The organism is Acidimicrobiales bacterium (assembly GCA_022452145.1).
In the GTDB taxonomy this organism is placed as follows: Bacteria; Actinomycetota; Acidimicrobiia; order Acidimicrobiales; family MedAcidi-G1; genus UBA9410.
Map to the genome: position 1 here is coordinate 1 of JAKURY010000019.1, position 26418 is coordinate 26418.

The 26418-nt window shown below is 69.0% G+C and carries 31 protein-coding genes, 2 tRNA genes and 1 other RNA gene; 14 read left to right on the forward strand and 20 right to left on the reverse strand.

Annotated elements, in window-relative coordinates; genetic code table 11:
• The first annotated feature begins 316 nt into the window (after positions 1-316).
• Positions 317-511, forward strand: coding sequence for a hypothetical protein (locus MK177_07910; GenBank protein ID MCH2427242.1), 195 nt, complete (start codon positions 317-319; stop codon positions 509-511).
• 20 nt (positions 512-531) lie between these two features.
• On the opposite strand, the gene MK177_07915 is transcribed toward MK177_07910, so the two are convergent.
• From MK177_07915 to MK177_07925, 3 genes are all read right to left on the reverse strand, one after another.
• Positions 532-1200, reverse strand: coding sequence for a class I SAM-dependent methyltransferase (locus MK177_07915; GenBank protein MCH2427243.1), 669 nt, complete (start codon positions 1198-1200; stop codon positions 532-534).
• A gap of 40 nt (positions 1201-1240) precedes the next feature.
• Positions 1241-1465 (reverse strand): hypothetical protein, encoded by a 225-nt coding sequence (locus MK177_07920; GenBank protein ID MCH2427244.1) that lies wholly within the window; start codon positions 1463-1465, stop codon positions 1241-1243.
• Between the two features lie 200 nt (positions 1466-1665).
• Positions 1666-3156 (reverse strand): sulfatase-like hydrolase/transferase, encoded by a 1491-nt coding sequence (locus MK177_07925; protein ID MCH2427245.1) that lies wholly within the window; start codon positions 3154-3156, stop codon positions 1666-1668.
• A gap of 66 nt (positions 3157-3222) precedes the next feature.
• On the opposite strand from MK177_07925, the gene MK177_07930 reads away from it, so the two are divergent.
• A complete protein-coding gene (locus tag MK177_07930) occupies positions 3223-4140 on the forward strand; it encodes a DMT family transporter (protein ID MCH2427246.1) in 918 nt (305 codons plus the stop codon).
• The gene (locus tag MK177_07935; protein ID MCH2427247.1) at positions 4137-4655 is read left to right on the forward strand and encodes a hypothetical protein; all 519 of its coding nucleotides are present in this window, start codon (positions 4137-4139) and stop codon (positions 4653-4655) included. The genes MK177_07930 and MK177_07935 overlap by 4 nt, the downstream gene beginning before the upstream one ends.
• Positions 4656-4714: 59 nt before the next feature.
• On the opposite strand, the gene MK177_07940 is transcribed toward MK177_07935, so the two are convergent.
• Entirely contained in the window at positions 4715-5020 is a 306-nt protein-coding gene (locus tag MK177_07940) for a hypothetical protein (protein MCH2427248.1), read from the reverse strand.
• Positions 5021-5102: 82 nt separating this feature from the next.
• Here MK177_07940 and MK177_07945 point away from each other — a divergent pair, with 82 nt between their 5' ends.
• The gene (locus MK177_07945) at positions 5103-5354 is read left to right on the forward strand and encodes a pyrophosphohydrolase (protein MCH2427249.1); all 252 of its coding nucleotides are present in this window, start codon (positions 5103-5105) and stop codon (positions 5352-5354) included.
• 27 nt (positions 5355-5381) lie between these two features.
• On the opposite strand, the gene MK177_07950 is transcribed toward MK177_07945, so the two are convergent.
• From MK177_07950 to MK177_07965, 4 genes are all read right to left on the reverse strand, one after another.
• Complete coding sequence (locus MK177_07950) at positions 5382-6407, reverse strand: aspartate-semialdehyde dehydrogenase (GenBank protein ID MCH2427250.1); 1026 nt, start codon at positions 6405-6407, stop codon at positions 5382-5384.
• Positions 6408-6475: 68 nt separating this feature from the next.
• Complete coding sequence (locus MK177_07955) at positions 6476-7192, reverse strand: hypothetical protein (GenBank protein ID MCH2427251.1); 717 nt, start codon at positions 7190-7192, stop codon at positions 6476-6478.
• Positions 7192-8247, reverse strand: coding sequence for a hypothetical protein (locus MK177_07960; GenBank protein ID MCH2427252.1), 1056 nt, complete (start codon positions 8245-8247; stop codon positions 7192-7194). The genes MK177_07955 and MK177_07960 overlap by 1 nt, the downstream gene beginning before the upstream one ends.
• Positions 8248-8255: 8 nt before the next feature.
• Positions 8256-9473: an aspartate kinase gene (locus MK177_07965; GenBank protein MCH2427253.1), complete on the reverse strand. Its 1218-nt coding sequence runs from the start codon at positions 9471-9473 to the stop codon at positions 8256-8258.
• Positions 9474-9579: 106 nt separating this feature from the next.
• Here MK177_07965 and MK177_07970 point away from each other — a divergent pair, with 106 nt between their 5' ends.
• Both MK177_07970 and aat read left to right on the forward strand, forming a co-directional pair.
• Entirely contained in the window at positions 9580-10371 is a 792-nt protein-coding gene (locus MK177_07970) for a peptidylprolyl isomerase (protein MCH2427254.1), read from the forward strand.
• A 33-nt stretch (positions 10372-10404) separates the two neighbouring features.
• Positions 10405-11082, forward strand: a complete 678-nt coding sequence (gene aat / locus MK177_07975) for a leucyl/phenylalanyl-tRNA--protein transferase (GenBank protein MCH2427255.1) — start codon at positions 10405-10407, stop codon at positions 11080-11082.
• Positions 11083-11095: 13 nt separating this feature from the next.
• On the opposite strand, the gene MK177_07980 is transcribed toward aat, so the two are convergent.
• Both MK177_07980 and MK177_07985 read right to left on the reverse strand, forming a co-directional pair.
• Complete coding sequence (locus MK177_07980; GenBank protein ID MCH2427256.1) at positions 11096-11272, reverse strand: hypothetical protein; 177 nt, start codon at positions 11270-11272, stop codon at positions 11096-11098.
• Between the two features lie 17 nt (positions 11273-11289).
• Entirely contained in the window at positions 11290-12846 is a 1557-nt protein-coding gene (locus MK177_07985; GenBank protein ID MCH2427257.1) for an acyl-CoA carboxylase subunit beta, read from the reverse strand.
• A 66-nt stretch (positions 12847-12912) separates the two neighbouring features.
• On the opposite strand from MK177_07985, the gene MK177_07990 reads away from it, so the two are divergent.
• Positions 12913-13479 carry a TIGR00730 family Rossman fold protein gene (locus tag MK177_07990; protein MCH2427258.1) on the forward strand — a complete coding sequence of 189 codons (567 nt, stop codon included), beginning with the start codon at positions 12913-12915 and terminating at the stop codon, positions 13477-13479.
• A gap of 36 nt (positions 13480-13515) precedes the next feature.
• Here MK177_07990 and MK177_07995 read toward each other — a convergent pair whose 3' ends face one another.
• From MK177_07995 to MK177_08015, 5 genes are all read right to left on the reverse strand, one after another.
• Positions 13516-14406 (reverse strand): flap endonuclease, encoded by an 891-nt coding sequence (locus MK177_07995; protein MCH2427259.1) that lies wholly within the window; start codon positions 14404-14406, stop codon positions 13516-13518.
• A gap of 21 nt (positions 14407-14427) precedes the next feature.
• Positions 14428-14829 (reverse strand): methylmalonyl-CoA epimerase, encoded by a 402-nt coding sequence (mce, locus tag MK177_08000; GenBank protein MCH2427260.1) that lies wholly within the window; start codon positions 14827-14829, stop codon positions 14428-14430.
• 318 nt (positions 14830-15147) lie between these two features.
• Entirely contained in the window at positions 15148-15750 is a 603-nt protein-coding gene (gene recR / locus MK177_08005) for a recombination mediator RecR (protein ID MCH2427261.1), read from the reverse strand.
• A gap of 21 nt (positions 15751-15771) precedes the next feature.
• Positions 15772-17568: a DNA polymerase III subunit gamma/tau gene (gene dnaX / locus MK177_08010; GenBank protein MCH2427262.1), complete on the reverse strand. Its 1797-nt coding sequence runs from the start codon at positions 17566-17568 to the stop codon at positions 15772-15774.
• A gap of 57 nt (positions 17569-17625) precedes the next feature.
• Positions 17626-17712: transfer RNA gene (locus tag MK177_08015), tRNA-Ser, on the reverse strand.
• 105 nt (positions 17713-17817) lie between these two features.
• Here MK177_08015 and ffs point away from each other — a divergent pair.
• From ffs to MK177_08030, 3 genes are all read left to right on the forward strand, one after another.
• Positions 17818-17916: signal recognition particle sRNA small type (gene ffs / locus MK177_08020), an RNA gene on the forward strand.
• 46 nt (positions 17917-17962) lie between these two features.
• Positions 17963-18448: a nucleoside deaminase gene (locus MK177_08025; protein ID MCH2427263.1), complete on the forward strand. Its 486-nt coding sequence runs from the start codon at positions 17963-17965 to the stop codon at positions 18446-18448.
• Positions 18449-18504: 56 nt separating this feature from the next.
• A tRNA-Ser gene (locus MK177_08030) sits at positions 18505-18594 on the forward strand.
• A gap of 36 nt (positions 18595-18630) precedes the next feature.
• Here MK177_08030 and MK177_08035 read toward each other — a convergent pair.
• The 3 genes from MK177_08035 to MK177_08045 form a co-directional block, all read right to left on the reverse strand.
• Entirely contained in the window at positions 18631-20175 is a 1545-nt protein-coding gene (locus tag MK177_08035) for a hypothetical protein (protein MCH2427264.1), read from the reverse strand.
• Positions 20176-20248: 73 nt separating this feature from the next.
• Positions 20249-21115, reverse strand: a complete 867-nt coding sequence (locus MK177_08040) for a sugar phosphate isomerase/epimerase (protein MCH2427265.1) — start codon at positions 21113-21115, stop codon at positions 20249-20251.
• Entirely contained in the window at positions 21112-21696 is a 585-nt protein-coding gene (locus tag MK177_08045) for a WHG domain-containing protein (GenBank protein ID MCH2427266.1), read from the reverse strand. Before MK177_08045 ends, MK177_08040 begins: the two co-directional genes overlap by 4 nt.
• A 55-nt stretch (positions 21697-21751) precedes the next feature.
• On the opposite strand from MK177_08045, the gene MK177_08050 reads away from it, so the two are divergent.
• Genes MK177_08050 through MK177_08065 form a run of 4 tightly spaced genes read left to right on the forward strand, consistent with a single transcriptional unit; the run spans position 21752 to position 24186 of the window.
• Positions 21752-22804, forward strand: coding sequence for a hypothetical protein (locus MK177_08050; GenBank protein MCH2427267.1), 1053 nt, complete (start codon positions 21752-21754; stop codon positions 22802-22804).
• A gap of 24 nt (positions 22805-22828) precedes the next feature.
• A complete protein-coding gene (locus MK177_08055) occupies positions 22829-23104 on the forward strand; it encodes a hypothetical protein (protein ID MCH2427268.1) in 276 nt (91 codons plus the stop codon).
• 33 nt (positions 23105-23137) lie between these two features.
• Positions 23138-23359, forward strand: a complete 222-nt coding sequence (locus MK177_08060) for a hypothetical protein (protein MCH2427269.1) — start codon at positions 23138-23140, stop codon at positions 23357-23359.
• Complete coding sequence (locus MK177_08065) at positions 23356-24186, forward strand: SDR family oxidoreductase (protein ID MCH2427270.1); 831 nt, start codon at positions 23356-23358, stop codon at positions 24184-24186. The genes MK177_08060 and MK177_08065 overlap by 4 nt, the downstream gene beginning before the upstream one ends.
• Before the next feature lie 26 nt (positions 24187-24212).
• On the opposite strand, the gene MK177_08070 is transcribed toward MK177_08065, so the two are convergent.
• Positions 24213-25106, reverse strand: a complete 894-nt coding sequence (locus MK177_08070) for an SDR family NAD(P)-dependent oxidoreductase (GenBank protein MCH2427271.1) — start codon at positions 25104-25106, stop codon at positions 24213-24215.
• Positions 25106-26401 carry an amidohydrolase gene (locus tag MK177_08075; protein MCH2427272.1) on the reverse strand — a complete coding sequence of 432 codons (1296 nt, stop codon included), beginning with the start codon at positions 26399-26401 and terminating at the stop codon, positions 25106-25108. The genes MK177_08070 and MK177_08075 overlap by 1 nt, the downstream gene beginning before the upstream one ends.
• Positions 26402-26418 lie beyond the last annotated feature (17 nt).

A 26418-nucleotide genomic window follows, 5' to 3' on the forward strand; every position in this document is an offset into this window, starting at 1 on the left:
ATTGGGGCTGATCGCCGCCCCAGGCCCGCCGGCCAGCCGCCACGTACTCGTCAGCCCAGCTGTCCCAAACGATTCGGTTCGATGCCACATGGTCGGAGGACTCAGAACTATCCACCCCCATGAGTAGACCACAGGAACCCACCAACGGTTACCGGACGGATACGAGGCGACCGGGGCACGGAGCGGCGGTTCGAACCGGCTCGGAAACGGCGGATCGCAGGAACGAGCCCCACCACCGGGGCTGGTTCGCCCGTTCGGAGGGTCGGAGGCCGGTATGGCAGGATCGGTGGCGACCACTACGGAGAGGGAAACCCCAATGGCCACCTACGAATGCCCGTCCTGCGGCATGTCGGTCAACGCCACCTGCGGTGCCTGTGGCGCCCCGCTCGTGAACGACACCTTGGCCAAGGACGACGGCTCGACCGTCCAGGTCTCGAGGTGCCCCAACGACCACGGCAAGATCAAGTCTCCGATGTGCTGCGGCGCCGACATGTCGTGCGCCGTCAACTGACCTGACTCGATCGCCGACCGTCAGAACGTCCGGAAGACGACCACCGGAGAGAGTTGCCCGGCGTGGTCGCCCGTTTCGTAGGTGGCCACCCGGTGGACCACTGGTTCGGTGATGCGGCCCGCCGTCACGTCGTCTGCGAACCGGTCGGCAAAGCCGAGGTTGGTGAAGTAGTCGGGATTTATCCCGATTGCGAACAGGGCACCCGGTCGGGCGATGCGGTGCAGTTCGTCGAACGCCCCCGGCCCGACGTGTCCGTGGGTGAAGGTTCCGCAGCTGACCACTGCCCCGTAGCCACCGGTCGGCAGGTCCAGGGTGGCGGTCAGGTCCCCCTCGTGCAGGTGGCGGTAGACCGGGTCGCCACCCTCGTCCGACTTGGCTCGGGCCTGATCCAACATCTCGGGAGACAGGTCGAGGCCGTCGACGGTCCACGGCCCGAATGCCCGCAGCACGCCACCCACCAGGCCGGTGCCGCATCCGACGTCCAGAACAGGGCTGTCAGCGTCGATGGCAGCCCCGGCGAAGGCACCTGCCACACCCAGGTGGTACACGTACCCGTGGTCGGCTATGAAGCCCGACTCGTAGGTGGTGGCCCAGCGTGCATACAGGTCACGGCTGTCGTCCGGCGTCTCGACCGCATAGGCGGCGGCCAGGTCTAGGCCACCTTTGTCGTCGGGTCCGGTACCGCCCATGCCCGACTCTGGCACGCTTCAGGTGCCGGTGGAAGTTCGCCTATGCCACCAGGTCCGCGTCGGCGTCCGGGCCGACGGCCAGTGCGACCGGGTCCACGGCGAGCCGCTGGTTGGCGGCGATCTGACCGGCACCGTCGAGGACGATGCTCAGCACCAGGTCGGTGGAGCCCATCGCGAAGCCGGGGCCGACGAAACGTTTCACGGCCCGGTAGACGTCGTCCTGCGGATGACGGAGGTTGTGGATGGAACGTGTGCTGAATCGCATCGGGAATCCTGCCTTCATGGCACTGGTAGGTGGTTCCGGGGACTCCCGGGCCTGCTGGTTTACGTGTCTGACCTGCAGCTACGGGCATCCCTGAGGGAGCTGTCGGTCGCTGTGGCCGTGGCACCATTCTGGAGCCGGTGCAGGCGAAAGCACGGCGACTGTTGTCACACGTGACGCCTGTCGCAGGGCCGCCCCCGGGGCTACGCGTCCAGCACCACCATCCCGCCGGGAGCCGCCAGGTGGTCTGCAAGCACCTGGTCGTCGGTGGCCATCCGCCAGTCCATGAGGGACGCCGCGTACCCGGCCATCGAGGGGTGGCCAGCCAGCGGCCGACGCTCCTCAGGGTCGTCCTCGAGGTCGTAGAACAACGCCGGCCACCCGGCGAAGTGCACGTACTTTCCCGCGCGGTCCCGGTGCACCGCCAGGTTGCAGAGGTGACCCGGTAGGTCCACGGCCCCGGCAAACAGGCGGAAGTCGAACTCCCAGTGCACCGCCGACCGCCAGTCGGCAGGATCGGCCCCTTCCAGCCAGGGCCGGAGCGACCGCCCCTGGCACTGGCGTGGCACGTCGACGCCTGCCAGGTCCAGGAGCGTCGGCATGACGTCCACGTTCTCGGTGAACGCCTCGACCACCCGACCGGCGCCACCGGCTTCCGCGGACCCGCCCGTCACGGGCGGGTAGCGGACGATGAGCGGAATGTGGAACGCCTGGTCGAAGAAGCCCAGCTTGGACATGAGGCCGTGGTCGCCGAGCATCTCCCCGTGGTCCGAGGTGACGACGACGATGGTGTCGTCAGCAGCACCCGTCCATTCCAGGGCTGCGAGCAGCCGACCGACCTGGTCGTCCACCTCGGACATCATCCCGTAGTAGGTGGCACGCAGCTGGCGTAGGTCCAGCGGCTCCGACGGCGGACGGGTGTGTCGCCAGGACCGGGCGGCGGCCAGGAACGGATGCCCGTCGCCCGACTCGTCGGCTAGCGGCTCCGGAACCGATGCCGGATCCACCAGGTCGTTGTACGGCTCGGGCACCACGAACGGAGGATGCGGTCGGTAGATCGAGGCGTGTACGAACCAGGGCCGACCGTCGGCAATCAGGCCCTCCAACTCGTCGACCACCTCGCCCACCAGGAATGCCGTCTCGGTCTCGTCGGCGGCGAAGGGTGGGGGTGCCCAGGTGGCGCCGCGTCCCGGTGGAACGGCCACATCGGTCCTAGGACGCAGGAAGCGGTCACGGTCCGAGACATCGTGACCCCGGTCCTCCAGCCACCGGTACCAGGCCTCCCGGTCCTCTGGGAGGTCCAGCGCCACCCGGAATCCGGGAAGGGGTCCCTCGTAGTCCTCGAGGCGCGGATCGTCGTCGGGCACGGTGCGCGGGTCCACCGTGGTATCCGTATAGCCGAACAGCACCGGGTCGTACCCGGCTGCACGGGCCTCCAGGGCCACGTTGGTGAAGCGTGCGTCCAGCGGCGTGCCGTTCTGGACCGACCGGTGGACGTGCTGGTAGGTACCGGTCAGCAGGCTGGCCCGGCTGGGGCCACAGGGGGCGGTCTGGGCGTAGTGCGAGGTGAACCGGACGCCCTCGGAGGCGAGGCGGTCCAGGTTCGGAGTCTCCACCACCGGATGCCCGGCAGAGCCGAGACAGTCGCCGCGCCACTGGTCGAGGGTGATGAACAGGATGTTCGGACGACGCATGCCTACCCCTCCCGGGCCCGGGCTCCGTCCGGTCATCCTGCCAGCCCCCGCAACTAGTGTCCGACGATGGTCACCTTCCTCCTGGACAAGATCCCGCGCTCGGGACGCCGACTGGGACTGCTCCTGGCTTTCAGCGGGATGTTCCTGGTCTCCACCGACTCGCTGCTGATCCGGGTAGCCGAACGCGACTCGGAGGTGGACGGGTGGACCATCGCCTTCATGGTCGGCCTGTTCTCCACGCCGGTGGCCTGGTCGATCGCCATCCGGTCCCTGGGCCGGGCCACCGTCCCTACGGTCGTCCGCTGGAAGCGGACGCTGCTCCTGACCGGCATCCTGGGTGCGGTCGGTACCACGTCCTTCCTGACGGCGGTGACCCTGACCGCGGCCTCCAACGTCGTGGCCATCATCGCAGCCGCCCCCATCTTCTCGGCCGTCCTGGCGCGCATGGCCCTCCGTGAACGCACGTCGGGCCGGACCTGGCGGGCCATCGGCGCCACGGTCGTCGGCGTCACCGTCATCGTCGGCGGCTCCATGGCCGCAGGTGGCGGCAACGGGGACCTGCTCGCCCTCGTGGCCATCATCGTCTTCTCCGTCAACCTCGTGATCTGGCGTCGTCACCCCGACCTTCCCCGCACCCTGGTGGTGGCGGCCACCGCTACAGCCACCGCCCTGGCGACGGCCATCCCCGCCGACACCTCGTTGCTGGATCGACGGGCCCTGGTGGCCACACTGCTCATGGGGGGATTCTTCGGGCCCACCGCCAGGCTCTGCATGTCGACGGCCACCCGCCATGCAACGGCGGCCGAGGTCAGCCTGTTCACCCCGGTCGAGACGATCGCCGCCTCCCTCTGGGTGTGGATGTGGTTCGACGAGGTGCCCCCGACCCCGACCTTCATCGGTGGGACCATCGTGGTGGTCGCCGTGTTCTACGGTCTGACCGGACCGGCCGCCGAGGTCCAGGCGGGCCCACCGAGGTCATCGTGATCTCCCCGACCGGCGGGTTCGACCCGGTGCTCGCCCATCTGGCCGACCTGGGCGTGGACCATGAGGTCATGCCGTGCGATCCCGACCTGGCGGACACCGCCGACTTCTGCGCCGCCTACGGCATCGATCCCGAGGATTCGGCGAACGCCATCCTCGTAGCCGGGAAGCCGAGGCCCGACGAGGACCGGCCGCTGGCCCTCTGCCTGGTGCTCGCCACACACCGCCTCGACGTCAACGGCGCCGTGCGGAAACGGCTCGGAACCCGAAAGGCCTCGTTCGCCGGAGCCGAGGAGACCGCACGGATCACCGGCATGGCGATAGGTGGGGTCACGCCTTTCGGCCTACCGTCCCAACTCCCGATCTGGATCGACGCCGCCGTCATGGAGCGGGGCCGGGTCGTGGTGGGTGGTGGAAGCCGCGATCGGAAGCTCCTGCTGCCACCCGCCGGGCTCCTGAAGCTCCCCACAGCCGAGGCCGTCGACGGCCTGGCCCGACCGGCACCAGACGACGCCTGATACCCGCCCACCCGGCTTCCGCCGACTCCTGAGTCCCAGCCCGACCAGCAGGACCGCATTCAGGCGCTGCTGTGACCCGCCAGATGCTCGTCCAGGGCGTCACGTGCGCTACCGGAAGGGGCCTCGTCGACCAGGCATCGGACCGTGTCGCGGCGTCCCAGGGCAGCCAGGAGGTCGGCGGCCATGGTGTCGACCAGGCAAAGCATGTCGAGACGGGTGCCGAGGGTGAGCGGGTCGGCGATCAGGCCATCGAGGGCCGGACCACATGCGAGCTCGGCCCGCACCAACTTGATCGCTGCCGCCTCCAACTCGTCGAGGGCGTCCAGGGCTCGCAGGACCTGGGTTGCTTCGCTGTCGGTGAGCACGACCCGAGTGTGGACCGAACACACGCGCGACGCGTGGATCCCCCGACATGGTCGCTCGCCGCCGGCCGCTACCGTCCGCTGCATGGAACTCACCGACGTCCAGCAGCTCATGGAGCAGCTCTACGGAACCGCCGATCGCGAGCGCGGGGTCCCGGCCACCGTGGCCTGGCTGTGCGAGGAACTCGGCGAGCTGGCCCAGGCCGCCCGCAAGGGCACCCCGGGCGAACAACTCCACGAGTTGGGCGACGTCCTGGCGTGGCTGGCCAGCCTGGCCAACCAACTGGACCTCTCGCTCGACGAGGCGATGGCGCGCTACGTGACCGATCCGCCCTAGCGGCCGGCGGAGTGCGGGTGGCGGGCGTCACGCCCTGCGACGCAGGAGTTCCTCGGCGATCTGGATGGCATTGAGAGCCGCTCCCTTGCGGAGGTTGTCCCCGGAGAGGAACAGGGCCAGGCCGTGCTCGAGGGTCTCGTCGGTACGGATCCGACCGACGATGGTCTGGTCCACCCCGGCGGAGTCCAGCGGCGTGGGAACGTCGGCCAGCTCGACTCCCGGCGCCCCGGCCAACAGCTCGGTGGCTCGCTCGGGGCTGATAGGCCGGTCGAAGTCGGCGTGGACAACCAGTGAATGGCCGGTGAACACCGGGACCCGTACACAGGTCCCGGAGACCTTCAGGTCGGGGATCCCGAGGATCTTGCGGCTCTCGTTGCGGAGCTTCTGCTCCTCGTCGGTTTCGCCTCGACCATCGTCTACGAAAGAGCCGGCATGGGCCACCACGTTGAAGGCTATGGGTCGGGGAAACGACGACGGCTCGGGAAAGTCGACCGCCCGACCGTCGTGGGTCAGGTCCGGGGCCCCGTCCAGCACGGCGCCCACCTGGGAGGCCAGTTCCTCGACGCCGGCCAGACCGGCACCCGACACGGCCTGGTAGGTGGCGATGGTCAGCGACCGCAGGCCCGCCTCGGCGTGCAGGGGCGCCAGGACCGGCATGGCCACCATGGTGGTGCAGTTCGGGTTGGCGACGATGCCCTTCGGGATGTCGTCCAGGGCCGCCGCGTTCACCTCGGGTACCACCAGCGGGACGTCGGGGTCCATCCGCCAGCCCGAGGAGTTGTCGATGACCGTGGCACCGGCCGCGACGATCCTCGGGGAGTACTCCACAGAGGCCGTCCGACCGGCGCTGACCAGGGCGATGTCGATGCCCGACCAGTCGGCCGTGGCGGTGTCCTCCACCACCAGATCCCGACCCGCCCACCGCAGCGTGGTACCGGCCGAGCGGGCCGATGCGAAGAACCGGAGGTTCCCGACCGGGAAGGCGCGTTCGTGGAGCAGGGCCCTCATGACCACACCCACCTGACCGGTGGCGCCTACGACTGCGGTGTTCATGGGCTACAGGCTATCGACGCACCATCCGGCGCTCGCCATGGAAACAGACGGGACTGTCACCCAGCGCCTCAATCCTCGCGGACGTCGGCGAACAGGTCGGCCAGCGACTCCATCAACGGATAGCCGTGGCCGCACGAAGTGGCCACGAACGCCGAGAGGCGCCGGGCCGAGAGGTCCAACTCGGCACCGTCCACCTCCGCCGAGTCGAAGACGTAGGTGAAGACGAGGGCCTGGAGACGGGGCATGGTCACCGTCTCCGGGTCCAGCCTGTCCAGTTGGACGCCTAGGTCCGCGTAGACCCCGGTGAGCAGGCGCAGATCGGACGACATCGCCGGGGGTACACGGTTGCTGGTCCACGCCAGCAGGTTCCGCGTGGCCAACAGCAGGCCGTGGTGGCTGCGGGCGTCGAGCACCCCGTCGGCGGCCACGACGGACTCGACCTCCAGGACGATCTCGCCGGAGATGACCGCCAGGTCGTAACAGAAGCCCGGTGCTGCAGCCGGGATCGGGCCACCAGCCAGGGTGGTGGTCGATACCGGCACGGGTGCCACCGTCGTCGATACCGGCACGGGTGCCACCGTCGTCGATACCGGTACGGGAGCGACGGTCGTGGGCGCCGGCTCGGCTACCGCCCCAATGGTGGAACTCGGTGCGACATCGGCCGGCCCGACGGTGGTCGGGGTGGGAACCGTGAGCGCGGCCCCACCACATGCCACCGTCGTCGCCAGGACTGCCACCACTGCGGCCCGGCGGGCCACGACGGGGAACCGTCGTGTCAACCCCATCAGGCGGTGGCTCCGACCCCGACGAGCAGCTCGAACAAGATCGAGGAGGACTCACCGCACGTCTCCACCACGTGGGTCCGCAGCCGCCTGGTGGCGGTGTCCAGGTCGTCCTCCGACGCATCGAGCTCAGCCGATATGCGGGCCATCACACCGAGGAAGGCAAGCATGGCCTCCTCATCATCGGCATCGTCCAGGTCGAGTCGGGCGAACCCCTCGACCATCAGGTCCCCGACGCGGGCAGTGGTGTCGTGCACCAGGGCGGCGTCAGCCTGTAAGCCGACAGGGACCTCATCGACTAGCCAGGCGAAGATCTCGTTGGTGACCGCGAATACCCGGGCCAGGACCAGCGGGTCCGGTCCCCTGTCAACGTCGTCGGCCTCCAGCAGCACGGCCATCATGTCTCCGAGCCTCTGGGCCAGGCCGGCACAGACCGCCGGGGTGTCTGCGTCCGCCGCCCCGAACGCCGCCAGCGTGCTGCACCGCATCGTGTTGGCCATGATCGGCGTCCCGGCCAGCAGGTCGGAGGCCTCCTCGTCTCTGAGGGCCACGAAGCCCTCGGCGAACCGTGCCTCCAGATAGGGGGCCAGGTCAACGGGATCCACGCCCTCGAGCAGGCACGCGGCGTCGATGGGAGGGGATTCCGGATCCGCCTCGATGGCGTCCTGCAGCCCGAGGGTGACCACCTCTATGACCAGGTCACAGGCGCTCAGCGCCTGCACCGCCAGCGCGGACTGGCCCGGTCGTGGGCCGTTCCGGGTCAGGGCGATGACCTCTGCCGGTTCCAGCTCCTCGAGCAGGCGGTCGGCCACGCAGGCCAGGTCGTGGTCGGTCAGGCCGCCGAGTATGGGGGCGCCATCGGCCGCCCCGGCCACGAAGCCGGACCGGGCGGCGGCCGGCGTCACCGTGGTCGTGGCCACCTCCAGGACCGTGGTCGTCGGTACCACCGTCGCCCGCTCCGTCCCGTCGGCGGTCGACCCGCAGGCACTCAGGAGCAGGACTATCGAGAGGACCGCCAAGGTGGCGGGGCCGGCCCACGCCGGTCCGGAGAACCGCACCGTACGGGTCAGGCTTCGGCCAGGCCGAAGGCGTCGTGGAGTGCCCGGACGGCCTCCTCGACCCGGTCCCCGTCGACCATGCAGCTCACCCGAATGGCCGACGTGGAGATCATCTGGATGTTCACGCCGCACGCCGAGAGCGTTTCGAACATGGTGGCCGCCACGCCCGGATTGGTCCGCATGCCGGCACCTATCACGCTCACCCGGGCGATCGAGTCGTCGGACGACACCCCGGTGGCGCCGATCTTGGCCGCCAGCCGCTCGGCCAGATCCACGGACCGGACCAGGTCACCGTGGGGCACGGTGAACGAGATGTCGGTCACACCGTGGTCGGAAACGTTCTGCACGATCATGTCCACGTTGACGTCCAGGTCGGCCATGGCGCGGAACACGGTGGCCGCCACGCCCGGCTGGTCGGGCACGCCGGCGATCGTCATCTTGGCCTCGGTCGTGTCGTGGGTGACCGCCGAGACGATGGCCTGTTCCATATCGGTTTCCTCCTCATCGACCCACGTCCCCTCCTGCCAGGTGAACGCGGAACGGACATGCAGTCGCACACCGTGGGTACGGGCGTACTCGACGGATCGCATGGCCGGCTTTGGACACCCGGTGGCCGTCATCTCCAGCAACTCGTCGAACGAGATGCTGTGCATCCGTCGGGCTGTCGGCACCACGCGCGGATCGGTGGTGAAGACCCCGGTGACATCGGTGTAGAGCTCGCAGGCGTCGGCGCCCAGGGCGTTGGCCAGGGCCACCGCCGTGGTGTCCGAGCCGCCCCGTCCCAGGAAGGTCACGTCGTTGTTGGTCGACACGCCCTGGGACCCACCGATCACCGGAACCCGCCCGGCATCCAGCGAGGCCCGGACGCGGTCGGGGCGGACCTCCACGATCCGGGCGTTCTGGTGGCTGGTATCGGTCAGGAACCCGGCCTGGCTTCCGGTGAACGATTCGGAGTCGATGCCGATGTGGTGTAGCGCCAGGCACACCAGTGCCATGGCCTTGCGTTCGCCGGCCGTGATGAGCATGTCCATCTCGCGGCCCGGTTGGATCGCTGACACCTCGCCGGCCAGTCGCAGGAGTTCGTCGGTCTCCTTGCCCATGGCCGAAACGACGAGCACCACCTGGTTGCCGTGCCTGACGGTGCGGGCAACGTGGTCGGCCACCTCGCGCATGCGATCCGCATCCGCGACCGAGGTGCCACCGAACTTCTGGATGAGGAGGGCCACGGGACACCACGCTATCGGCGCGGCTCCGGGGCACTGTCGACGGTATTGCCGAACCACGGGCCACGGCTCTCCGGTCCTCCGCCGGGCCTCGGTAGGGTGCCGCCCCATGGCCACCAAGTCCCGTCGCCCCGCCACCCAGCCCGCCGCCTACCGGTTCTCCCCGACGACCCGCCTCGTCGCCGGGCTGCTGGCCTTCATGATGGTCGGCAGCCTGATATTCGTCGTCGTGGCCGGTTCCGGAGGGGACTCCGGCGCCCCGGCACCTACCGTCCCGGCTCCCGACGACTGCCCTGCCACGGACAAGTCGGACGCACCCCGGTTGGCGTTCGACAGCCGCCCCACGTGGTGCCTCCGATCCGGCGCCGACTACACGGCCGTGTTCGACACGACCGAGGGTGAGATCCGGGTGACCCTGGACCGCGGGCGGACCCCGGAGACCGTCAACAACTTCGTCGTCCTCACCCGGTACGGGTACTACGACGGCACCCTGCTCTTCCGCTTCGACCCGACCATCGCCATCATCCAGGGCGGCGCCCCCACGACCAACAGCTGGTCGGACCCGGGACCCGGCTACACCATCCCCGACGAGGGCGGTGAGTTCCTACCGCTGTCCGGCGGTGGCCTGCGCGGACCCTTCACCTACCGGGCCGGCGACCTGGTGATGGCCCGCTCGGCAGGGCCCAACAGTTCGGGTGCCCAGTTCTTCTTCGCCACGGGCCCGGAGGTCGCGCTCCTGGACAACCAGGGCACGTACCTGGTGCTCGGCCATGCCGACGAGGCCGGCATCGCCGTTCTGCAGGCGATGATGGGCCTCTACCGGTTGGACGACACCTCGCAGTACGGAGGTGGACCGATCCGCGAGGTCATCGTCCGGTCGGTCACCATCGAGGTCGGCTGACCCCCGGGTCGGAACCGGATCGGGAGCCGTCCGATGGCCGGGCAGAGACCCGTCGAACCACCGGCCAGCACGTGGGCGTTTCCGTCGGCCCGCTCGGCCGACGAGCACGGTGTGGTCGGCGTCGGGGCCGACGTGGATCCCGGCACCCTGCTGGCCGCCTACCGGAGCGGCATGTTCCCCATGCCGATCGAGGCCGGAGGGCCCATGGCCTGGTGGTCGCCCGATCCACGGGGCGTCCTGGCCCCCCGTGGGGTGAGGATCAGCCGGTCCCTGAGGCGTTCGATCGACCGCTATGAAATCCGGGTCGATACGGCTTTCGCCGACGTGGTGGTGGCCTGCGCCGACCCGGCCCGGGAGCGAGGATGGATCGACGAGCGGATCGCCTCGGCCTACACCGAGCTCCACCGCCTCGGCTGGGCCCATTCGGTCGAGGCCTGGGACGAGGACGGTCTGGCCGGAGGCCTCTACGGCGTGGCCATCGGCGGCCTCTTCGCCGGCGAGTCCATGTTCCACCGTCGGACCGACGCCTCCAAGGTCGCCCTCACCGGGCTCGCCGGCCTCCTGGGAGACGACGACGACCGGCTGATCGACGTGCAGTGGTGCACCCCGCACCTGGAACGCCTGGGTGCCACCGAACTCTGCCGTGCGGACTACCTGGAACGCCTCCCCGACCTGACGCTCGCAGTCGGCCCGGACTGGTCGGCCTGGTAACCGATGCCGGCGGTCAGCCCCAGAAGGTGCTGATGCCGCCGGAATGCCACCAGCGCCCGGAAAACCGCCAGGCAGTCGGGGCCGCTGGAGGCTCCAGGGCAGACGACGGCTTCGGCCACAGCGCCTCGTAGGCGACGAGGATGGCAGCCAACTCCTGCTCGGTGGCACCCTCGGCGACTATGCGGACCATCGGAATACCCGCTTCCCCTAGAGGGGCACGTTCCCGTGCTTGCGCCGGGGGGTCTCCTCGTGCTTCGAGGCCAGCATCTCCAGGCCGGCGATCAGCTTCGCCCGGGTATCGGCAGGATCGATCACGTCGTCCACGTAGCCCCGCTCTGCGGCCACGTACGGATTGGCGAATTTCTCCATGTACTCGTTGACCAGCTCGGCCCGACGGGATACCGGATCGGCCGCGTTCTGGAGTTCCCGCCGGTAGACGATCTCAACTGCGCCCTGGGGGCCCATGACCGCCAGTTCGGCCGAAGGCCACGCCAACGAGAGGTCCGATCCCACCGACTTGGAGTCCATGACGACGTAGGCCCCACCGTAGGCCTTCCGGGTGATGACCTGGATCCTGGGCACCGTCGCCTCGCAGTAGGCGTACAGCAGCTTGGCGCCGTGCCGGATGATCCCGCCGTACTCCTGGTCGACGCCGGGCAGGAAGCCGGGCACGTCGACGAAGGTGATCAGCGGCACGTTGAAGGCGTCGCAGGTGCGCACGAACCGGGCAGCCTTCTCCGCAGCACCGATGTCCAGCACCCCTGCAAAGTGCATCGGCTGGTTGCCGACCACCCCGACGCTCCGGCCGTTGAGCCGTCCGAACCCGCAGACGATGTTGGCTGCCCACGCCGAGTGGTACTCGAGGAACCCACCGTCGTCCAGAACCGTCTGGATGACCGTACGCATGTCGTAGGGGAGGTTGGCACTGTCCGGCATGAGCCCGGTGAGCTCCGGACAGAGGCGGTCCGGCGGATCGTCGGTCGCCAGGACCGGTGCCTCCTCGAGGTTGTTGGAGGGCAGGTGGGCCAGGAGGGCCTTGACCTCGTCCAGTACCTCCCTCTCGTCGTCGCAGACGAACGTGGCCACCCCCGACTTGGTGGAGTGGCTGCCGGCCCCGCCGAGCTCCTCGAGGCTGACGTCCTCGCCGGTGACCGTCTTGACCACGTCCGGTCCGGTGATGAACATATGGGACTTCTCGCGCACCATGAAGATGAAGTCGGTCATGGCCGGGCTATAAACGGCTCCGCCGGCACACGGGCCGAGAATGACGCTGATCTGGGGGATCACCCCCGACGACTGGACGTTGCGCCAGAAGATCCCCCCGTAGCCGTCGAGGCTGACCACGCCCTCCTGGATACGGGCTCCTGCACCGTCGTTGAGACCGATCATCGGGGCACCGACGCTCAGGGCGAGGTCCATGACCTTGTGGATCTTCTCGGCGAACACCTCTCCCAGGGCGCCCCCGAACACGGTGAAGTCCTGGGAGTAGACGAAGACCTTGCGACCGTCGACCGTGCCCCAGCCCGTGATGACGCCATCGGTGTAGGGCCGTTCTTCGATCCCGCTCTCATGCGCCCGGTGGCGGGCCAGCATGTCCAGCTCGTGGAACGAGCCTGGGTCCAGCAGGTGGTCGATGCGCTCCCGGGCCAGCATCTTCCCCTTGTCGTGCTGCCGTTGGACTGCCCGCTCGGTGCCGGCGTGGATCGCCGCCTCCCTGCGCTTGTGGAGTTCGTCGAGGCGTTCGTTCATCGAGTAGTCGACCATGGTGGCCACAGGGTACCGAACTGGAATCAACCGGCAGGAGTGTCTGCCCGCCGGTACCTTCCTGAGATGCCCGACGCCACCGGTGGAGCCAGACGATGCCTGGCCGTCTTCTGCGGATCGAAGGTCGGCAACGACGGTGGCGTCCACACCCTGGCCCGGGAACTGGGATCGGCCATGGCGGCCGGCGGCGTGGGGTTGGTCTACGGCGGAACGTGCATCGGCGTGATGGGCTCCCTGGCAGACGCCGTGCTGGAGGCGGGGGGAACAGCGGTCGGGGTTATACCCGTCGGCCTGTTCAGCCGGGAGGTCCCCCACGGGAACCTGACCGAACTCGTGGAGGTGCCGGACATGCATGCCCGGAAGCGGGCCATGTACGAACGTGCCGACGCCTTCTGCGCCCTGCCCGGTGGCTACGGAACTCTGGAGGAGGTGTTCGAGGCGGCCACCTGGACACAACTGGGCCTCCACGACCGCCACAAGCCGGTGGTCCTGCTGGACCACAACGGCTTCTGGTCAGGCCTCGAGGCCTTCCTGGACAGGGCAGTTTCCGACGGGTTCGTGAAGCCGGGCAACCGCGGGATCGTGTCGCGGGCGACCTCGGTTGCCGAGGCGCTGGCGATCCTCGACCGCTGACGTCGGACCACCGCCGCCGGCGGGCCTACGACGGGGTCAGCGCCGGTCGGCGGCGAGGCGTCGCGCCCGCTCGGCCAACCGGGGGGCGTCCAGGTGGGAGCACACGTCCTCCAGGTGGCGTGCCGGGCCGCTCCAGCGCAGGTCCTCCACGTCCTCCATCACCGGTGCGTCGAGGTCCAGGGTGGCCAGTCTCCGGTACAGCAGAGCCTCCTCGCGGCCGGCTGCCAGGGTGACGGCCAGATTCGTCGCACCACGGACGGCAACGTCCCATTCCCGGGCGTCGTCGGGAATGGCCTCAAGGTGTCCGTAGCGGGCCAGGACCGTAGCCGAGGACTTGGCGCCCCAGCCGGCCAGGCCCGGGATGCCGTCGGCCGTGTCGCCCACCAGCGCCAACCAGTCCGGGATGGACGTCGGCTGCACGCCGAACTTCTCCACCACACCGGCCCGGTCGTAGGTGATCTCCCGCCTGCGGTCGACCTGCACGATGCCGGCTGCGTCGTCCACCACCTGGGCAAGATCCTTGTCCGGGGTGCACACCAGTACCCGACCAACGCGCGGATCGACGGCAGCCCGGACGGCTGCGGCCCCCATCGCATCGTCGGCCTCGTGCTCGACCATTCCGAACACCGTGAACCCGGCGGCCTCCAGCGCCGCCTCCAGCAGCGGAAACTGGGCGAACAATTCCGGCGGCGTGCCCTCCCCGGTCTTGTAGCCGTCGAACAGGTCGTTGCGGAACGACTCGATCACCCGGTCGGTGGCCACCCCGACGTGGGTGGCTCCGTCCGCCAGCAGCCTGAGCATGGAACCCAGCACCCCACGGGTGGCCGCCACCTCCACGCCCTCGGCGGTGACGTGGGATGGCACGGCGAAGTGGTGGCGGAAGAGCTCGTAGGTGCCGTCCACCAGGTGGACGTCGATACCGACCATGGCGTCTCCAGGTACCCCCGGCTACTCCTGGACCAACTCGATCAGCGTTCCGAACGATCCCTTCGGGTGGACGAAGGCCACGGTCGTACCACGCGAACCGGGACGGGGGACCACGTCGATGGCCCGACCACCGGCTGCCACGATGGCCTCCAGGGCCTCGGCGCAGTCGTCGACCCGGTAGCCGACGTGGTGGATGCCTTCGCCACGCTTCTCCAGGAACCTGGTGATCGCCGAATCGGGTCGGGTCCCGGTCGTGAGCTGGATGTAGGACTCTCCGACCCTCAGCAGGGCTTCGTCGACGCCGTCCCGTTCGACGACCTCACGGTGGTGGACCTCGGCACCGAAGGCCGCCCGGTAGTAGGCGATGGCCGCCTCCAGGTCGTGGACCGCGATGGCAACGTGATCTATCTGGGTCAGCAGCACGCGGGGCTCCCGGAGGCTCGGATGGTGTCGTTCGCCGACTGGATCCACCTGGTGCCGTGGTGGTGCGGCGGTACGCGCCTGTGGACTGGGCTGTGGATAAGTGCCACTAGGGCCATGGGCGGCCCATTGCGTGCTGGTGGTCCGTTTTGTGACGGCCGAACGACGAATCGTGTCTGACTTGTCATGATCTCTTCATTGTCGTAATATGATTGCAACAGTTGGGAACCACCCCTCCACCCAACTCGGGAACGGCCCTCCGGTCCGGCGGGAGCCACCGGAGGGCGTTTCCATGCTCCGCGCCGGTCTTCCACAGGCCCGTCATCCGCCGTCGAGGCGCCGGCGACCCTCCAATGCCCGGCCCAGGGTCAGTTCGTCGGCGTACTCCAGGTCTCCACCCACCGGCAGTCCGCTGGCGATCCTTGTGACATCCATGCCCAGCGGGGCGAGAAGGCGGGCCAGGTACATCGCCGTGGCCTCGCCCTCGATGTTCGGGTTGGTAGCCAGGATCACCTCTTCCACGCCCTCCGGCTCCAAGCGGACCAGCAACTCCCTCACCCGGAGCTGGTCCGGACCGATGCCCTCAATCGGGCTGATCGCCCCTCCCAGCACGTGGTACCGGCCGCGGAACTCGCCGGTCCGCTCGACGGCCACGATGTCGCGGGGATCCTCCACCACGCACAGCACCGACGCGTCCCGACGGTCGTCGGTGCACACCGCACAGAGATCGCCCTCGGCCAGGTTGAAGCACCGATCGCAGAATCGGACCTTCGCCTTCATCTCGTCGATGGCCACCGTCAGCCGGGAGGTGTCCTCGACGGACACCTTCATGAGGTGGAAGGCCAGGCGCTGGGCGGACTTGGGCCCGATGCCCGGAAGGCGTCCCAGCTCGTCGATCACCTGCTGCACCGCGTCGGCGTACACGTCGTTCGCTCCGCCGCCCGATCAGGTCGGATCGACCAGCGAGGCGCCCGGGAACGCCTGGGTCAACTTCTCGACAGCCGAACCCTCGGCGATGTCGGCGTCCACCAGCCCGTCGAGGTCGACGGCCTCGTCGGCGACCGGGGTGGCCACCACCGGCTCCCGGACGGACTGCCGGGTGTCCCCGTCCACGATCAACCGCACGGGAACCGCTACACCGAACCGGTCTGCCAGAGCCTTCTCCAGCTCGGGTCGCATGTCCTCGCAACGCCGCATGTGGGGCTCGTTGGGAAGCGCCATGACCGCGGTGCCGTCCTCCACGGCTACGAAGCGGGCCGCGGAGAACCTGGCCCGGGCCTTCCTGCCCAGCCGGTCCAGGAGGTCGTCCCCCCATGCCAGTACGAGCTCGTCGCGGGTCAGGGTCGTGGCCGTGTCGGTCGGGGCCTGCCCGACGACCCGTGCCGTGGACCCTGCCTCCGCAGCGCCCCCACCATCGGACCCTGCTGCAGGCGGCGGCGTCGGCGCCGAAGGGGGCGACGGCTCGGCAGTAGCAGTAGCAGCGGCAGCGGCAGCGGCAGCGGCAGCGGCAGCGGCAGCGGCAGCGGCAGCGGCCAACCTGGCCCGACCCTCGGCCGCCGGACCTGTCCGGGGGGGAGGGGGCGGAGGGGGTGGGCTGCCACCGGTCCGCGGACCCGGCGGGACACCGCGCTCGGCCAGCGCCGCCTCCAACTGCTCGACCCGACGTGTCAGGGCCTCCAGGTCAGCCGGATCTCCGCTCCCGGCGGCGGCCGACGCCGTGAGCCGCACGAGGGCCACCTCCAGGTCAACCCGCGGATCGGGCGACCGTCGCATGTCGACCAGGGCGGTCCCCAGCACCTCCAGCGCCCGGGTCGTGACCGCCGGCGTGACCATCTCGGCGAAGCGCTCCGCCCGGTCCCGATCGGCGGCAGGCAACTGGGTCGGTGGTACGCCCATGGCCACCAGGAAGGCTTCCCGCAGGGCGCCCAGAAGCGCCTCACCGGTGACCCTGGGCTCCCGCCCGCGTGCGATGCCGGCGGCCAGGGCGGCCAGGGCCCGGCCCGGGTCCCGCTCGGCCAGGGCGGCCAGCAACTCGTCGGTCGAGGTCTCGTCGTCGGTGATACCACCTACCACCACCCTGTCGAGAGCCGAGAGGGCGTCCCGGGCCGACCCCCGGCCGGCCCGCACCGCATGGGTGATGCCTTCTTCGTCCACGTCCAGACCCGCCTCGGCAACGACGTCGCGCACCAGTGACTCGAGTTCCACGGCGGTCAGCAGGTTCAACTCCAGGTGCTGGGAGCGACTCCGGATGGTCTCGACCACCTTGTGTGGCTCGGTGGTGGCCAGGATGAAGATCACATGGTCCGGCGGTTCCTCCAGCGTCTTGAGCAGGGCGTTCTCGGCACCGGCGGTGAGCATGTGGACCTCGTCGAGGAGGTACACCTTGGTCCGGCCCGGGGTGCCCAGGGCGACCCTGGCGAGCAGGTCGCGCATGTCGTCGACCTTGTTGTTGGACGCCGCGTCCAGCTCGTGCAGGTCGAACGAGGTACCGGCATCGATGGACACGCAGGACTCACACGTCCCGCACGGTTCACCGTCGACCACGTCCGTGCAGTTCAGCGCCTTGGCCAGGACCCGCGCGGCCGTAGTCTTGCCGGTTCCACGGGGGCCGCTGAGCAGGTAGGCGTGGAGTACCCGGTCCTCCCGCACGGCATTCCGGAGGGCGGCTACCACGTGCTCCTGTCCCCGGATCTCCGAGAATCGCCGGGGCCTGAAGCGCCGGTAGAGCGACGTGTACTCCATGCGCCGACCCTACTGCGGCACCGCAACAGGGACCGCTGGCCAAGTACCGGTGATCGGCGGAGGGAGTGGGATTCGAACCCACGGTGACGGTGAAGCCACACACGCGTTCCAGGCGTGCCGAATCGTCCGCTCTCGCATCCCTCCGGGACCCGACGCTGGGCCGGGATCCGGGCGACAAGGATATCGAAACCCATGATGGGATCCGGGCGGTACAGGTATCGTTGAGGTGCATCCGTCTTGGAGTGTGGCGGTCGGGTCCTGTGCGACCGGGGCCCGTGAACCGAGTCAGGGCCGGAAGGCAGCAGCTCTCAGCGGAACCCCCGGAGTGCCGCAGACCACCTGGCCGCCACGCTCGAGGACGGGTGCCACCGCGCCCGCCCCTATCGTCGCCCACGTGGAACACGGTGGAACAAAGTCGGTTGACGATCCGGACCCAACCGACCATGGCCTGATGGGCGCGGCCCTGGCCGAGGCCGCTCTCGGGGCGGCGGTAGGCGAGGTACCGGTTGGCGCCGTGGTGGCCGTCGGCGATCGGATCGTGGCCCGGAGGCACAACGAGCGCGAGGCCACCGGCGACCCCACCGCCCATGCCGAGGTCCTGGCGCTGCGCGACGCCGCCACGGCGCTGGGACGGTGGCGCCTCGACGACGCCGTCCTGGTCGTGACCCTGGAGCCCTGCCCTATGTGCGCCGGAGCGGCCTGGGCGGCCCGCATCGGCCGCCTCGTCTGGGGAGCACCCAACCCGGACGCGGGGTCCGTCGGCTCCCTCTACAACCTGGGATCCGACCCCCGTCTGAACCACGAATACCCGGCGACCGGCGGTATCCGCTCCGAGGAGAGTGCGGACCTGCTCACCGCGTTCTTCGCCCGCCACCGCTGATTGGCGGCCGATCGGTCCGGTTGGTCGCCCGTCGGCACCTCAGTAACCTCGTCAGCGGAAGGTTGCCAGAGCGGACGAATGGGGCGGCCTCGAAAGCCGTTGTGGCCTCCGGGTCACCGTGGGTTCAAATCCCACACCTTCCGCCATCAGTGACCGGGTCCCGGACCCGGTCACTGCCGCGCTCAACCGACGTCGGTGGGATCGGAGATGGCACGCCAGAACCCGATCTCGTGGTCCCACTCGGCCAGACTGAGGGTGTCGCGGGCGTCGTACTTACCGGGACCCAGCGAGTTGTACAGCTGGCCCGATATCGAGAACGAACCGAGACCATCCACAGCAGCAGCAAACGATTCGTTGGTCAGATCGGGACCGGCCGCCGTGGCGATCTGCCGGAACAACTCGAACAACCTGCAGGAACTCTGGGTGGCCGACCAGTAGTTGGGCTCACCCTCCTCCAGCAACTCAACCGATCGCACCTCGAGGCCCAGGCCCGCCTCGATGACGTCCAGGCAGTCGGCCATGGCCGGATCGGTTGACGAGACGAACGACCGGTTGGTGAGCAGGGTGCCGGCACCATCGATGCCCTGCGGGGGATCCGTCTTCCAGCGGTTGGTGGAATCGCCGTTCAGGATGAGCACGACGAACTCGTCACCAAGGTCAAACAGGACCTCCTGGGCGTAAGCGGCCTCTCCGATGAAGAACACCGTGGACACGTCCTCCACCCGGGCCCGCTCCAGGAGCACCTCCATGTGGGTGATCGTGGCCACCTCATCGCCGGTGTTCGGGTTGTACACGGCGACAGCGACCGTCACACCCGCTTCCTCGAGCGCCGCCCTGGTGTCGGCGATGGTCGGCTCGTAGTCGCCGTTCGCCCCGTAGAGCATGAAGGTGCCCAGGTCGGCCAGTCGTCCGGTCTCCCGCAGCAGGTTCACGAAGGCCCTGCCACGTCGACCCAGGCTGATGTCATCGCTGATCCAGGTGGCGGTCACCCTTTCGAGCTGTTCAGGGGTGGGCTTGCCCCCCACGAGGATCGTGTCGTAGAGGCCACCGAAGCACTCGTTGACGCCCTCGGCTCCGGGGCCGGCGAAGCCGTTCAGCACGGCGAACACCTGGTGGTCCTCAGCCATCTCCACACACACCGCCTCGGCCGTGGTGGCACCGACCGGGAGGAAGGTCCCGTGGACGACCTCGACCATCCGACCGAGCACCCCTCCGGTGGCGTTGATGTGGGCGACGTAGGCGTCCACCGCGCCCTGGTAGTTGGCATAGGTGAGGTTGAACCCGTACGTCTCGTTGAACTTCTCGAAGTCGATGGACGTGAAGCCGATTCTGATGGTCGCCGACGTGACGCCCCGGAAGGAGTCGGTAAGGACTATTGGAGCCGCCGTGGTCGTGGTCTCAGGCGGTTCCTCGGTGGTCGTCGTGGTGGTTGCCTCGACCGACACCTCGACAGTCGTGGTGGATGCCTCTACCGGCGGCCCAGTGGTCGTGGTGGATGCCTCTACCGGCGTCCCGGTGGTCGTGGTGGATGCCTCTACCGCCTCGTCAGCCGACGGTGTCGTCGGAGCCACCGCCTCCGCCGATGTGGTCGGCACCGTTCCCAGGGTGGTGTCGACCGGCACCCCCACCAACGCCGACGGTGACGAACCGCCGCCACAGCCACCGGCCACCAGCGCCAGGGCCAGGGCCACCCCGAGCCGGACCAGGCGTCGCACCGATCCACTCATCCCAGCTCCCCCCTCCGGCCGCTCCATGGACCAGATGGACTCGCTAGACGGTAGACGCGATCCGGGCGATCGGTCACCACCCGACCAGGACCGCCCTGCTGGCCTCCACGATGCGGCGGGCCATCGGGCCCATGCCCAGCGCGGTCAACCCGGTGTTGAATACCTCGGGCGCAACCACCGGATCTGCGGAGATGTCCCGCAACAACCCGAACAGGTGGTCGTGGTCAACCACGCCCTCGCCGGGCAGGGGGCGGTCGGCCAGGCACTCGGCCATCGGATCATCCCAGGGCTCGGCTCCGGCGTCGCACAACTGGAACACCCGGATGGCCTCGCCGGGCATGGAGGCCAGGGTCTCGGCGTGGCGTCCGTACGGGCCACCAGGTTGGCGGTGCCAGTGCCAGGAGTCGAGCAGCACCCCCACGTTCGGCTGCCCGGTACGCCGAAGGATCTCCCAGCAGGTCGTGATGTCCGGGATTCCGGACCACGGTAAGAACTCCACGCAGATGGCCACGTCGACCTCCGCGGCCCGATCGGCCACCGCTGCGAGGTTGGCAACCGTCGCCTCCATGGACACGAGCTCGGGCTGTAGTACCACAGCGGCGAGGTTCGGCGACCCGTGGGCCGCAGCGATGTCGATCGAGTCCAGTGAATCCTCGACGGCCACTGCCGGACTGGTTGCGTTGGCCCAGCCGTAGATGGCTTCGACGCAGGCGACCCGTAGGCCGGCCGCCGAGAGTCGGGCCCTGATGCCGGCTGAGGTCCATCCCCGCGCCTTCAGGAGGACCTCGTGGAGGGTCCAGAAGGAGATACCGACAGCGCCGGCGGCAACGGTCGCCTCCACGTACTCCTCGAAGCCGGCTCCGTCCAGGTCGAACGTGTCGGGTAGGAGGGTGCTGGGACAGAGGAACAGGTCGTCTCGCCTACGGCGCTCAACGGTCACGCCGGGGTTCCCGGCACGAGGGCCGGCTCCAGGCGGGCCAGGAGGGCGGCTACCAGGTGGTCGACTGTGGATTCCGGAGCGGGTTCCAAGGTCAGACGACCATCCCGCCATAGGGTGGCGAACCCCCAGACGAGGGACAGTTGCAGCCGCGTCCAGTGGACCCTCGCGTCGGCGTCCAGGCCCATCATCTCCAGGACAGTCTGGAGCGGGCTGCCGACGCGTTCCACCGCTGCCAGCAGGTCGGGGTCACTACCGGGAGGGTGGATGGCGGCGCTGAAGCGCCCCGGCCACGCCATGGCGAAGCCCAGGTGGGCCCGGACTACGGCGTCGACGGCGTCGCGACCCGACCGTCCCACGGCTGCTCCGATCACCGCATCGCCCAGGTCGGCCAGCGACCGGAGGGCCAGGAGCCGACGGAGCCCCTCCACGCCGTCCACGTGGGCGTAGAGCGACTGTGACCTGATGCCCAGTCGGGCCGCCACCATCACCGGTCCCACCCCGTCGACGTTTCCGATCTCGTCGAGGACCTCCAGAGCGGCACGGCCCACCTGGTCGGCGGTCACCCCTCGTCGTGCGGCCATCACCCCTCCGTGCGTTCCTTGCAAACCTAGTCGAACTAGGGCAGGCTTATGTCTGATGACTGTAGACACTGCTGGCCCCAGAACGGCCCTCCTCGAGGTGGACGACGACGCCGACCTGATCGAGGTGCTCTCCTCCCACGGTTGGGGCGACGGCCTGCCGCTGGTCGCCCCCACCCCCGGACGGGTCGAGGCGATGCTCGCAGGTTGTGCCGGCGCCGACCCCGACGAGGTCATCGCCGTGCTCCCTCCCCGGTTCGGCGAGGCCACCAGGCTGGCCATCGCCGTGAACGCCGTGATGGCCGGCTGCCTGCCCGACCACCTCCCGGTCCTGGTGTCGGCCGTGCGTGCGCTGGCCCACCCCGAGTTGAACCTCCGTGGCGTAAACGCAACCACCCACTGCGTCGCCCCTCTGCTCGTCGTCCATGGAGAGGTGGCCCGCAGCGGCGGCTACAACAGCGGCCCGGGTGCCTTCGGACCCGGTAATCGGGCCAATGCCACCACCGGTCGGGCCCTCCTCCTGGTACTCCTGCACGTGGCCGGTGCCACGCCGGGTGACGGGGACGCCTCGACCCAGGGTGGGCCGGGCAAGTACGGCTTCTGCGTGGCCGAGAACCTGGATGCCTCACCGTGGGCCGGCTACGCGGCTTCCATCGGCGTGGACGCCCCATCAGCGGTGACCGTCCACTGTGGCGAGGCACCACACAACGTGCACGACATGGAGTCGTCGGACCCGGCACGGATCCTGGACAAGGTGGCCTCGGCGATGGCCACCACCGCCCAGAACAACGCCTGTATCAGCCAGGGCGAGTACGTGGTGGCACTCTGCCCGGAACACGCCGCCACGTGTGCCGAGGCCGGGTGGTCCCGATGCGACGTCGCCTCCTACCTGTTCCAACGGGCCCGGCTGCCAGCCGGCGAACTACGGGCGGCCTTCGCGCACCGGGCGTGGGCCCCGTGGATGGACCGGCTGGAGGATGATGAGCTTGTCCCCATGACCGGGGAGGCGGGAAACATCCGGGTGCTGGTCGTCGGGGGACCCGGCAAGCACAGTTCCGTCATACCCAGTTGGGGAATGACCCGGAGCGTCACCCTCCCCGTCGAGGCCTGAACCCCGAACAGATCGGAGACGACCATGCAGATCATCCGCCCTGACGGATCGGTGGCCACGCCGCCCGCCACCCTCGCCCCATCTCCCCACGTGCTCTCCGGACGACGTATCGGCATCCTCGACAACCGCAAGCCCAACGCCGATGTGCTCCTCGAACGCCTGGCCGAGCGCCTCGTCGAGCGGACCGGCGCCACCGTCGTACGCGTCGATACCAAGAACGCCGCCATCCCGTGTGACGACCAGGTCCTGGGCCTACTGGCCGAGGAGGTGGACGTCATCCTCACCGGCACCGCCGATTGAGGGAGCTGCACGTCGTGGAGTGTCCACGACACCGTGAAGCTCGAGCAGGCCGGTCGGCCCACCGTTCTGGTGGCCACCGGTGATCTTCGGCAGCTGGCAGACCAGACCGCTGCAGACCTGGGCCTGGCCGACCTGCGGGTGGTGTCCGTCGAGCACCCCGTCGGCGGCATCGACCCCGACGAGGTCCGAAGGCGGGCCGACGGCATCGTCGACGAGGTGCTCGGCCTCCTGACCGGAACCGGCGGCGCCCCGTGACCATCCAGATCGACCACACCGAACGCACCGCCCTGGTGACCGGCGCAGGCGCCGGAATCGGTCGGGAGGTCGCCCTCTGGCTGGCCCGGGCCGGTGCGGCAGTTGCCGTCAACGACCTACGGGCCGACAGGGCCGAGGCTGTGGCGGCCGAGATCGACGGAGAGGGCGGGTCGGCGGTACCGGTGGTCGCGGACTGTCGGGACGACGCCGCCGTCGACGCCATGGTCGCCACGGTCCTGGATCGCCTTGGGGGCCTGGACATCGCCGTCAACAACGTCGGGATGCTGCCTCCGGGGCGTAGCCCCCAGCCGTTCGTGCAGGCCCGGGGCGAGGACTGGCGCGACATCGTCGACCAGAACCTGGTCACGGCGGCCCTGTGCGGCCGGGCCGAGGCCGAGGTGATGGTCGAGGGGGGAGGCGGCTCGATCCTGTTCGTGACGTCGGGCGAGACCACCCGGCCGGCGCCCTACAACGCTGCCTACGCGGCGGCCAAGGCCGCGGTCAACCACCTGGTGACCACCATGGCCGTGGAGTTGGGACCGGCCGGCGTCCGGGTCAATGCCATGGCACCGGGCACCACGCTGACCGAGACGGTGGCGGCTGCGTTCACCGAGGAGCGCATGGCTGCAATCGTCGAGGCCACCCCGCTGCGACGCATGGTCGAGCACGACGAGTTGGCCCGCCTGGCCGTGTTCCTGACCAGCGACCTGGCCCGGTGCATCACCGGGCAGTTCCTGCTGGCCGACGCAGGGGCGTTCCTGTCACGCACCCGACCGGCCAACGACGAGGGGCTGACCGTACACCTGGACGGTTCGAACGCCCGCTGACCCGGTTGGCCGGCGGACTACCTCCCCTACAAGCCGATCCGGTGGTGAGGAGGGACTTCGAAGCGCCCGATGGCATCGGCCCGCTCGTGGAGCAACCCGACGATGTCATCGAGCTTCCGGCCGATGATGAACTGGCGTCGGGCCGTGCACCCCACGACGAAGCGCCCCAACTCGTCCAGGTCGGCGACCGTGACATCCCGTCCCGCCTTCGCCAACAGGTCCTTCATCTCGACGAATGACATGCTCTTGCGGCCGGTACCCCCGCGCACCCGCTCCAGCTCTGTCGGCCGGTTGCGTTGCGAGGTGAACAGCCCGGTGTCCATCAGCCCCCCGGACGGGTAGAACACCGACGCTCCCATGGCCTCGGACTCGGCCCGGAGCTGGTGGTCCAGCGTCTCGGTCATGCAGCTCACCGCCGCTTTGCTGGAGGCGTACAGGCCAGCCGACGGCACCGGTGCGAAACCACCGTCACCCGAGGAGGTGTTGACGACGTGCCCCGGCTCGCCGGAAGCCAGCATGCGGGGAACGAAGGCCATGATCCCGTTTGCGGTTCCGAACACGTTGACGCCGTAGCACCATCTCCAGTCGTTCGGTTCGTGCGTCCAGATCCGACCTCCTCCTCCCGAACCCACGCCGGCGTTGTTGTAGAGAAGGGTGCAACGCCCGTGCACCGTGAACACCTGGTCGGCCAACGACTCGACCGAGTCGGCGTCGGAGACGTCGGTGAGTATCCCCGACACCCGTCCCGGAAAGGAGGCCGACAGCACGGCAACCGTCGTGTCCATCACGTCCTGCTCGATGTCGGCGATGACAACGGTGGCGTCCGCCTCCAGCAGGGCGCGCACGATGCCCTTCCCGATGCCGTTGGCACCACCGGTCACGACGGCGACCGACCCTGCGACCTCCAGGGGCACCGTCATCAGGCGGCTACCTCCTGCGTCTGGTTCTGCGGCGCCATGCCAGGACAGCCCTTGGCCGTCTCCGGGATGTCGACGTACGAAATGCCACCGCTTACGTGCGTCTTGGTCGGGCAGTGCTGGTCGGCCAGGGGTCGTAGCTTCTCGACGTCGAACTTGTAGAGAGCCGCAACATTGGTGGTCAGCAGCGAAGTGGCCTCGTCGGTGGTCATCTCCCCGAAGGTGAGCCTCAGGTGCTCGTCGGTATGGGGATGTGACCCTTCTATGTGCGGGTAGTCGGACCCCCACATGACCTTTCCGATGCCTATCTGGCGGACCGCCTCGATATCGGTGGGACGCAGAAAGCTGGCCCCGACGTGGCACTGCCGCTGCCAGTACTCGGACGGTCGCAACGACATCTCGGCCACGGCGACACCACCGAAGATCGCCTCGGAACCGTAGGTGGAGTACTTCATCCGCTCGTAGAACGAGTCCAGCTTCTCCAGCGTGTCCGGAACCCAGGTCGTACCGGTCTCGGTGTTCACCCACTGGAGGTCCGGGTGGCGTTCGAAGACGCCGGAGAACATGAGGTGCCACAGGGCCCGATGGCTCCACCACGAAACCTCCAGCATGAACATCGCAAGCGAGGCCGGGAAGTGGTTCCCGAAGTTCGGGGTGGCTCCACCTGAATGGTGGTTCAGGGGCATGTCGCAGGCCTCGGCCGCCGCCCAGATCGGCCTGTAGGCCGCCGAGTAGAGGGGCTCGAAGGGTGAGTCAGGCGGGGCACCCGGCACGAGGATCCCGCCGCGCAGGCCGTTCTCGGCTGCCCACTGGATCTCGGCAACGGAACCCTCCACGTTACCGAGGAAGATCTGGGCGATACCCGCCCTGCGTTCCGGCGCCTCGGATACGAAGTCCAGCAGCCACCGGTTGTGCGCCCTGAGACCGGCCCAACGACGGTCCATGTCGTCGCTGTAGGGAGGTGCCTCGAACTGGCTGGATGATGCAGGCGCGAACGGAGGCTGGGTGTTGGGGAACAGCACGGCGGCGACGACGCCGTCGGCCTCCTGCTCGCGCAGGCGGCGCTCGGTGGACCAGTTGCGGTTGCCGTCGACCGTCGGGTCGCCGTCCACACCGACGTTCAGCGGTGACCGGTCAGCGTCATTGAACACCTCGGCGGTCCGTCGTTCGGCCTCCTGGATCGCCACGGCCCACTCGTCGAATTCATCGTGGTACTTCTTCTCGAGGTACGGCTTGTAGTCGTGTAGTGCCGCACCGCAGTGGGTGTCGGCCGAGATGACCACGTGTCGTTCGCTCATCGTGCTTTCACTCCCTG

Bases quoted from the DNA above. Each gene is read 5' to 3' on its own strand.
- MK177_07930 (MCH2427246.1), top strand. From the start codon at position 3,223: ATGGTCACCTTCCTCCTGGACAAGATCCCGCGCTCGGGACGCCGACTG.
- MK177_07955 (MCH2427251.1), bottom strand. From the start codon at position 7,192: ATGGGGTTGACACGACGGTTCCCCGTCGTGGCCCGCCGGGCCGCAGTG.
- MK177_07995 (MCH2427259.1), bottom strand. From the start codon at position 14,406: ATGGTCGGTATCGACGTCCACCTGGTGGACGGCACCTACGAGCTCTTC.
- dnaX (MCH2427262.1), bottom strand. From the start codon at position 17,568: ATGGAGTACACGTCGCTCTACCGGCGCTTCAGGCCCCGGCGATTCTCG.
- MK177_07910 (MCH2427242.1), top strand. From the start codon at position 317: ATGGCCACCTACGAATGCCCGTCCTGCGGCATGTCGGTCAACGCCACC.
- MK177_07985 (MCH2427257.1), bottom strand. From the start codon at position 12,846: ATGGTCGACTACTCGATGAACGAACGCCTCGACGAACTCCACAAGCGC.
- aat (MCH2427255.1), top strand. From the start codon at position 10,405: ATGGCCGGGCAGAGACCCGTCGAACCACCGGCCAGCACGTGGGCGTTT.
- MK177_07970 (MCH2427254.1), top strand. From the start codon at position 9,580: ATGGCCACCAAGTCCCGTCGCCCCGCCACCCAGCCCGCCGCCTACCGG.
- MK177_07920 (MCH2427244.1), bottom strand. From the start codon at position 1,465: ATGCGATTCAGCACACGTTCCATCCACAACCTCCGTCATCCGCAGGAC.
- MK177_07925 (MCH2427245.1), bottom strand. From the start codon at position 3,156: ATGCGTCGTCCGAACATCCTGTTCATCACCCTCGACCAGTGGCGCGGC.
- MK177_07990 (MCH2427258.1), top strand. From the start codon at position 12,913: ATGCCCGACGCCACCGGTGGAGCCAGACGATGCCTGGCCGTCTTCTGC.
- MK177_08075 (MCH2427272.1), bottom strand. From the start codon at position 26,401: ATGAGCGAACGACACGTGGTCATCTCGGCCGACACCCACTGCGGTGCG.
- MK177_08055 (MCH2427268.1), top strand. From the start codon at position 22,829: ATGCAGATCATCCGCCCTGACGGATCGGTGGCCACGCCGCCCGCCACC.
- MK177_08035 (MCH2427264.1), bottom strand. From the start codon at position 20,175: ATGAGTGGATCGGTGCGACGCCTGGTCCGGCTCGGGGTGGCCCTGGCC.
- MK177_08045 (MCH2427266.1), bottom strand. From the start codon at position 21,696: ATGGCCGCACGACGAGGGGTGACCGCCGACCAGGTGGGCCGTGCCGCT.
- MK177_07915 (MCH2427243.1), bottom strand. From the start codon at position 1,200: ATGGGCGGTACCGGACCCGACGACAAAGGTGGCCTAGACCTGGCCGCC.
- MK177_08050 (MCH2427267.1), top strand. From the start codon at position 21,752: ATGACTGTAGACACTGCTGGCCCCAGAACGGCCCTCCTCGAGGTGGAC.
- MK177_07945 (MCH2427249.1), top strand. From the start codon at position 5,103: ATGGAACTCACCGACGTCCAGCAGCTCATGGAGCAGCTCTACGGAACC.
- MK177_08070 (MCH2427271.1), bottom strand. From the start codon at position 25,106: ATGACGGTGCCCCTGGAGGTCGCAGGGTCGGTCGCCGTCGTGACCGGT.
- MK177_07950 (MCH2427250.1), bottom strand. From the start codon at position 6,407: ATGAACACCGCAGTCGTAGGCGCCACCGGTCAGGTGGGTGTGGTCATG.
- MK177_07980 (MCH2427256.1), bottom strand. From the start codon at position 11,272: ATGGTCCGCATAGTCGCCGAGGGTGCCACCGAGCAGGAGTTGGCTGCC.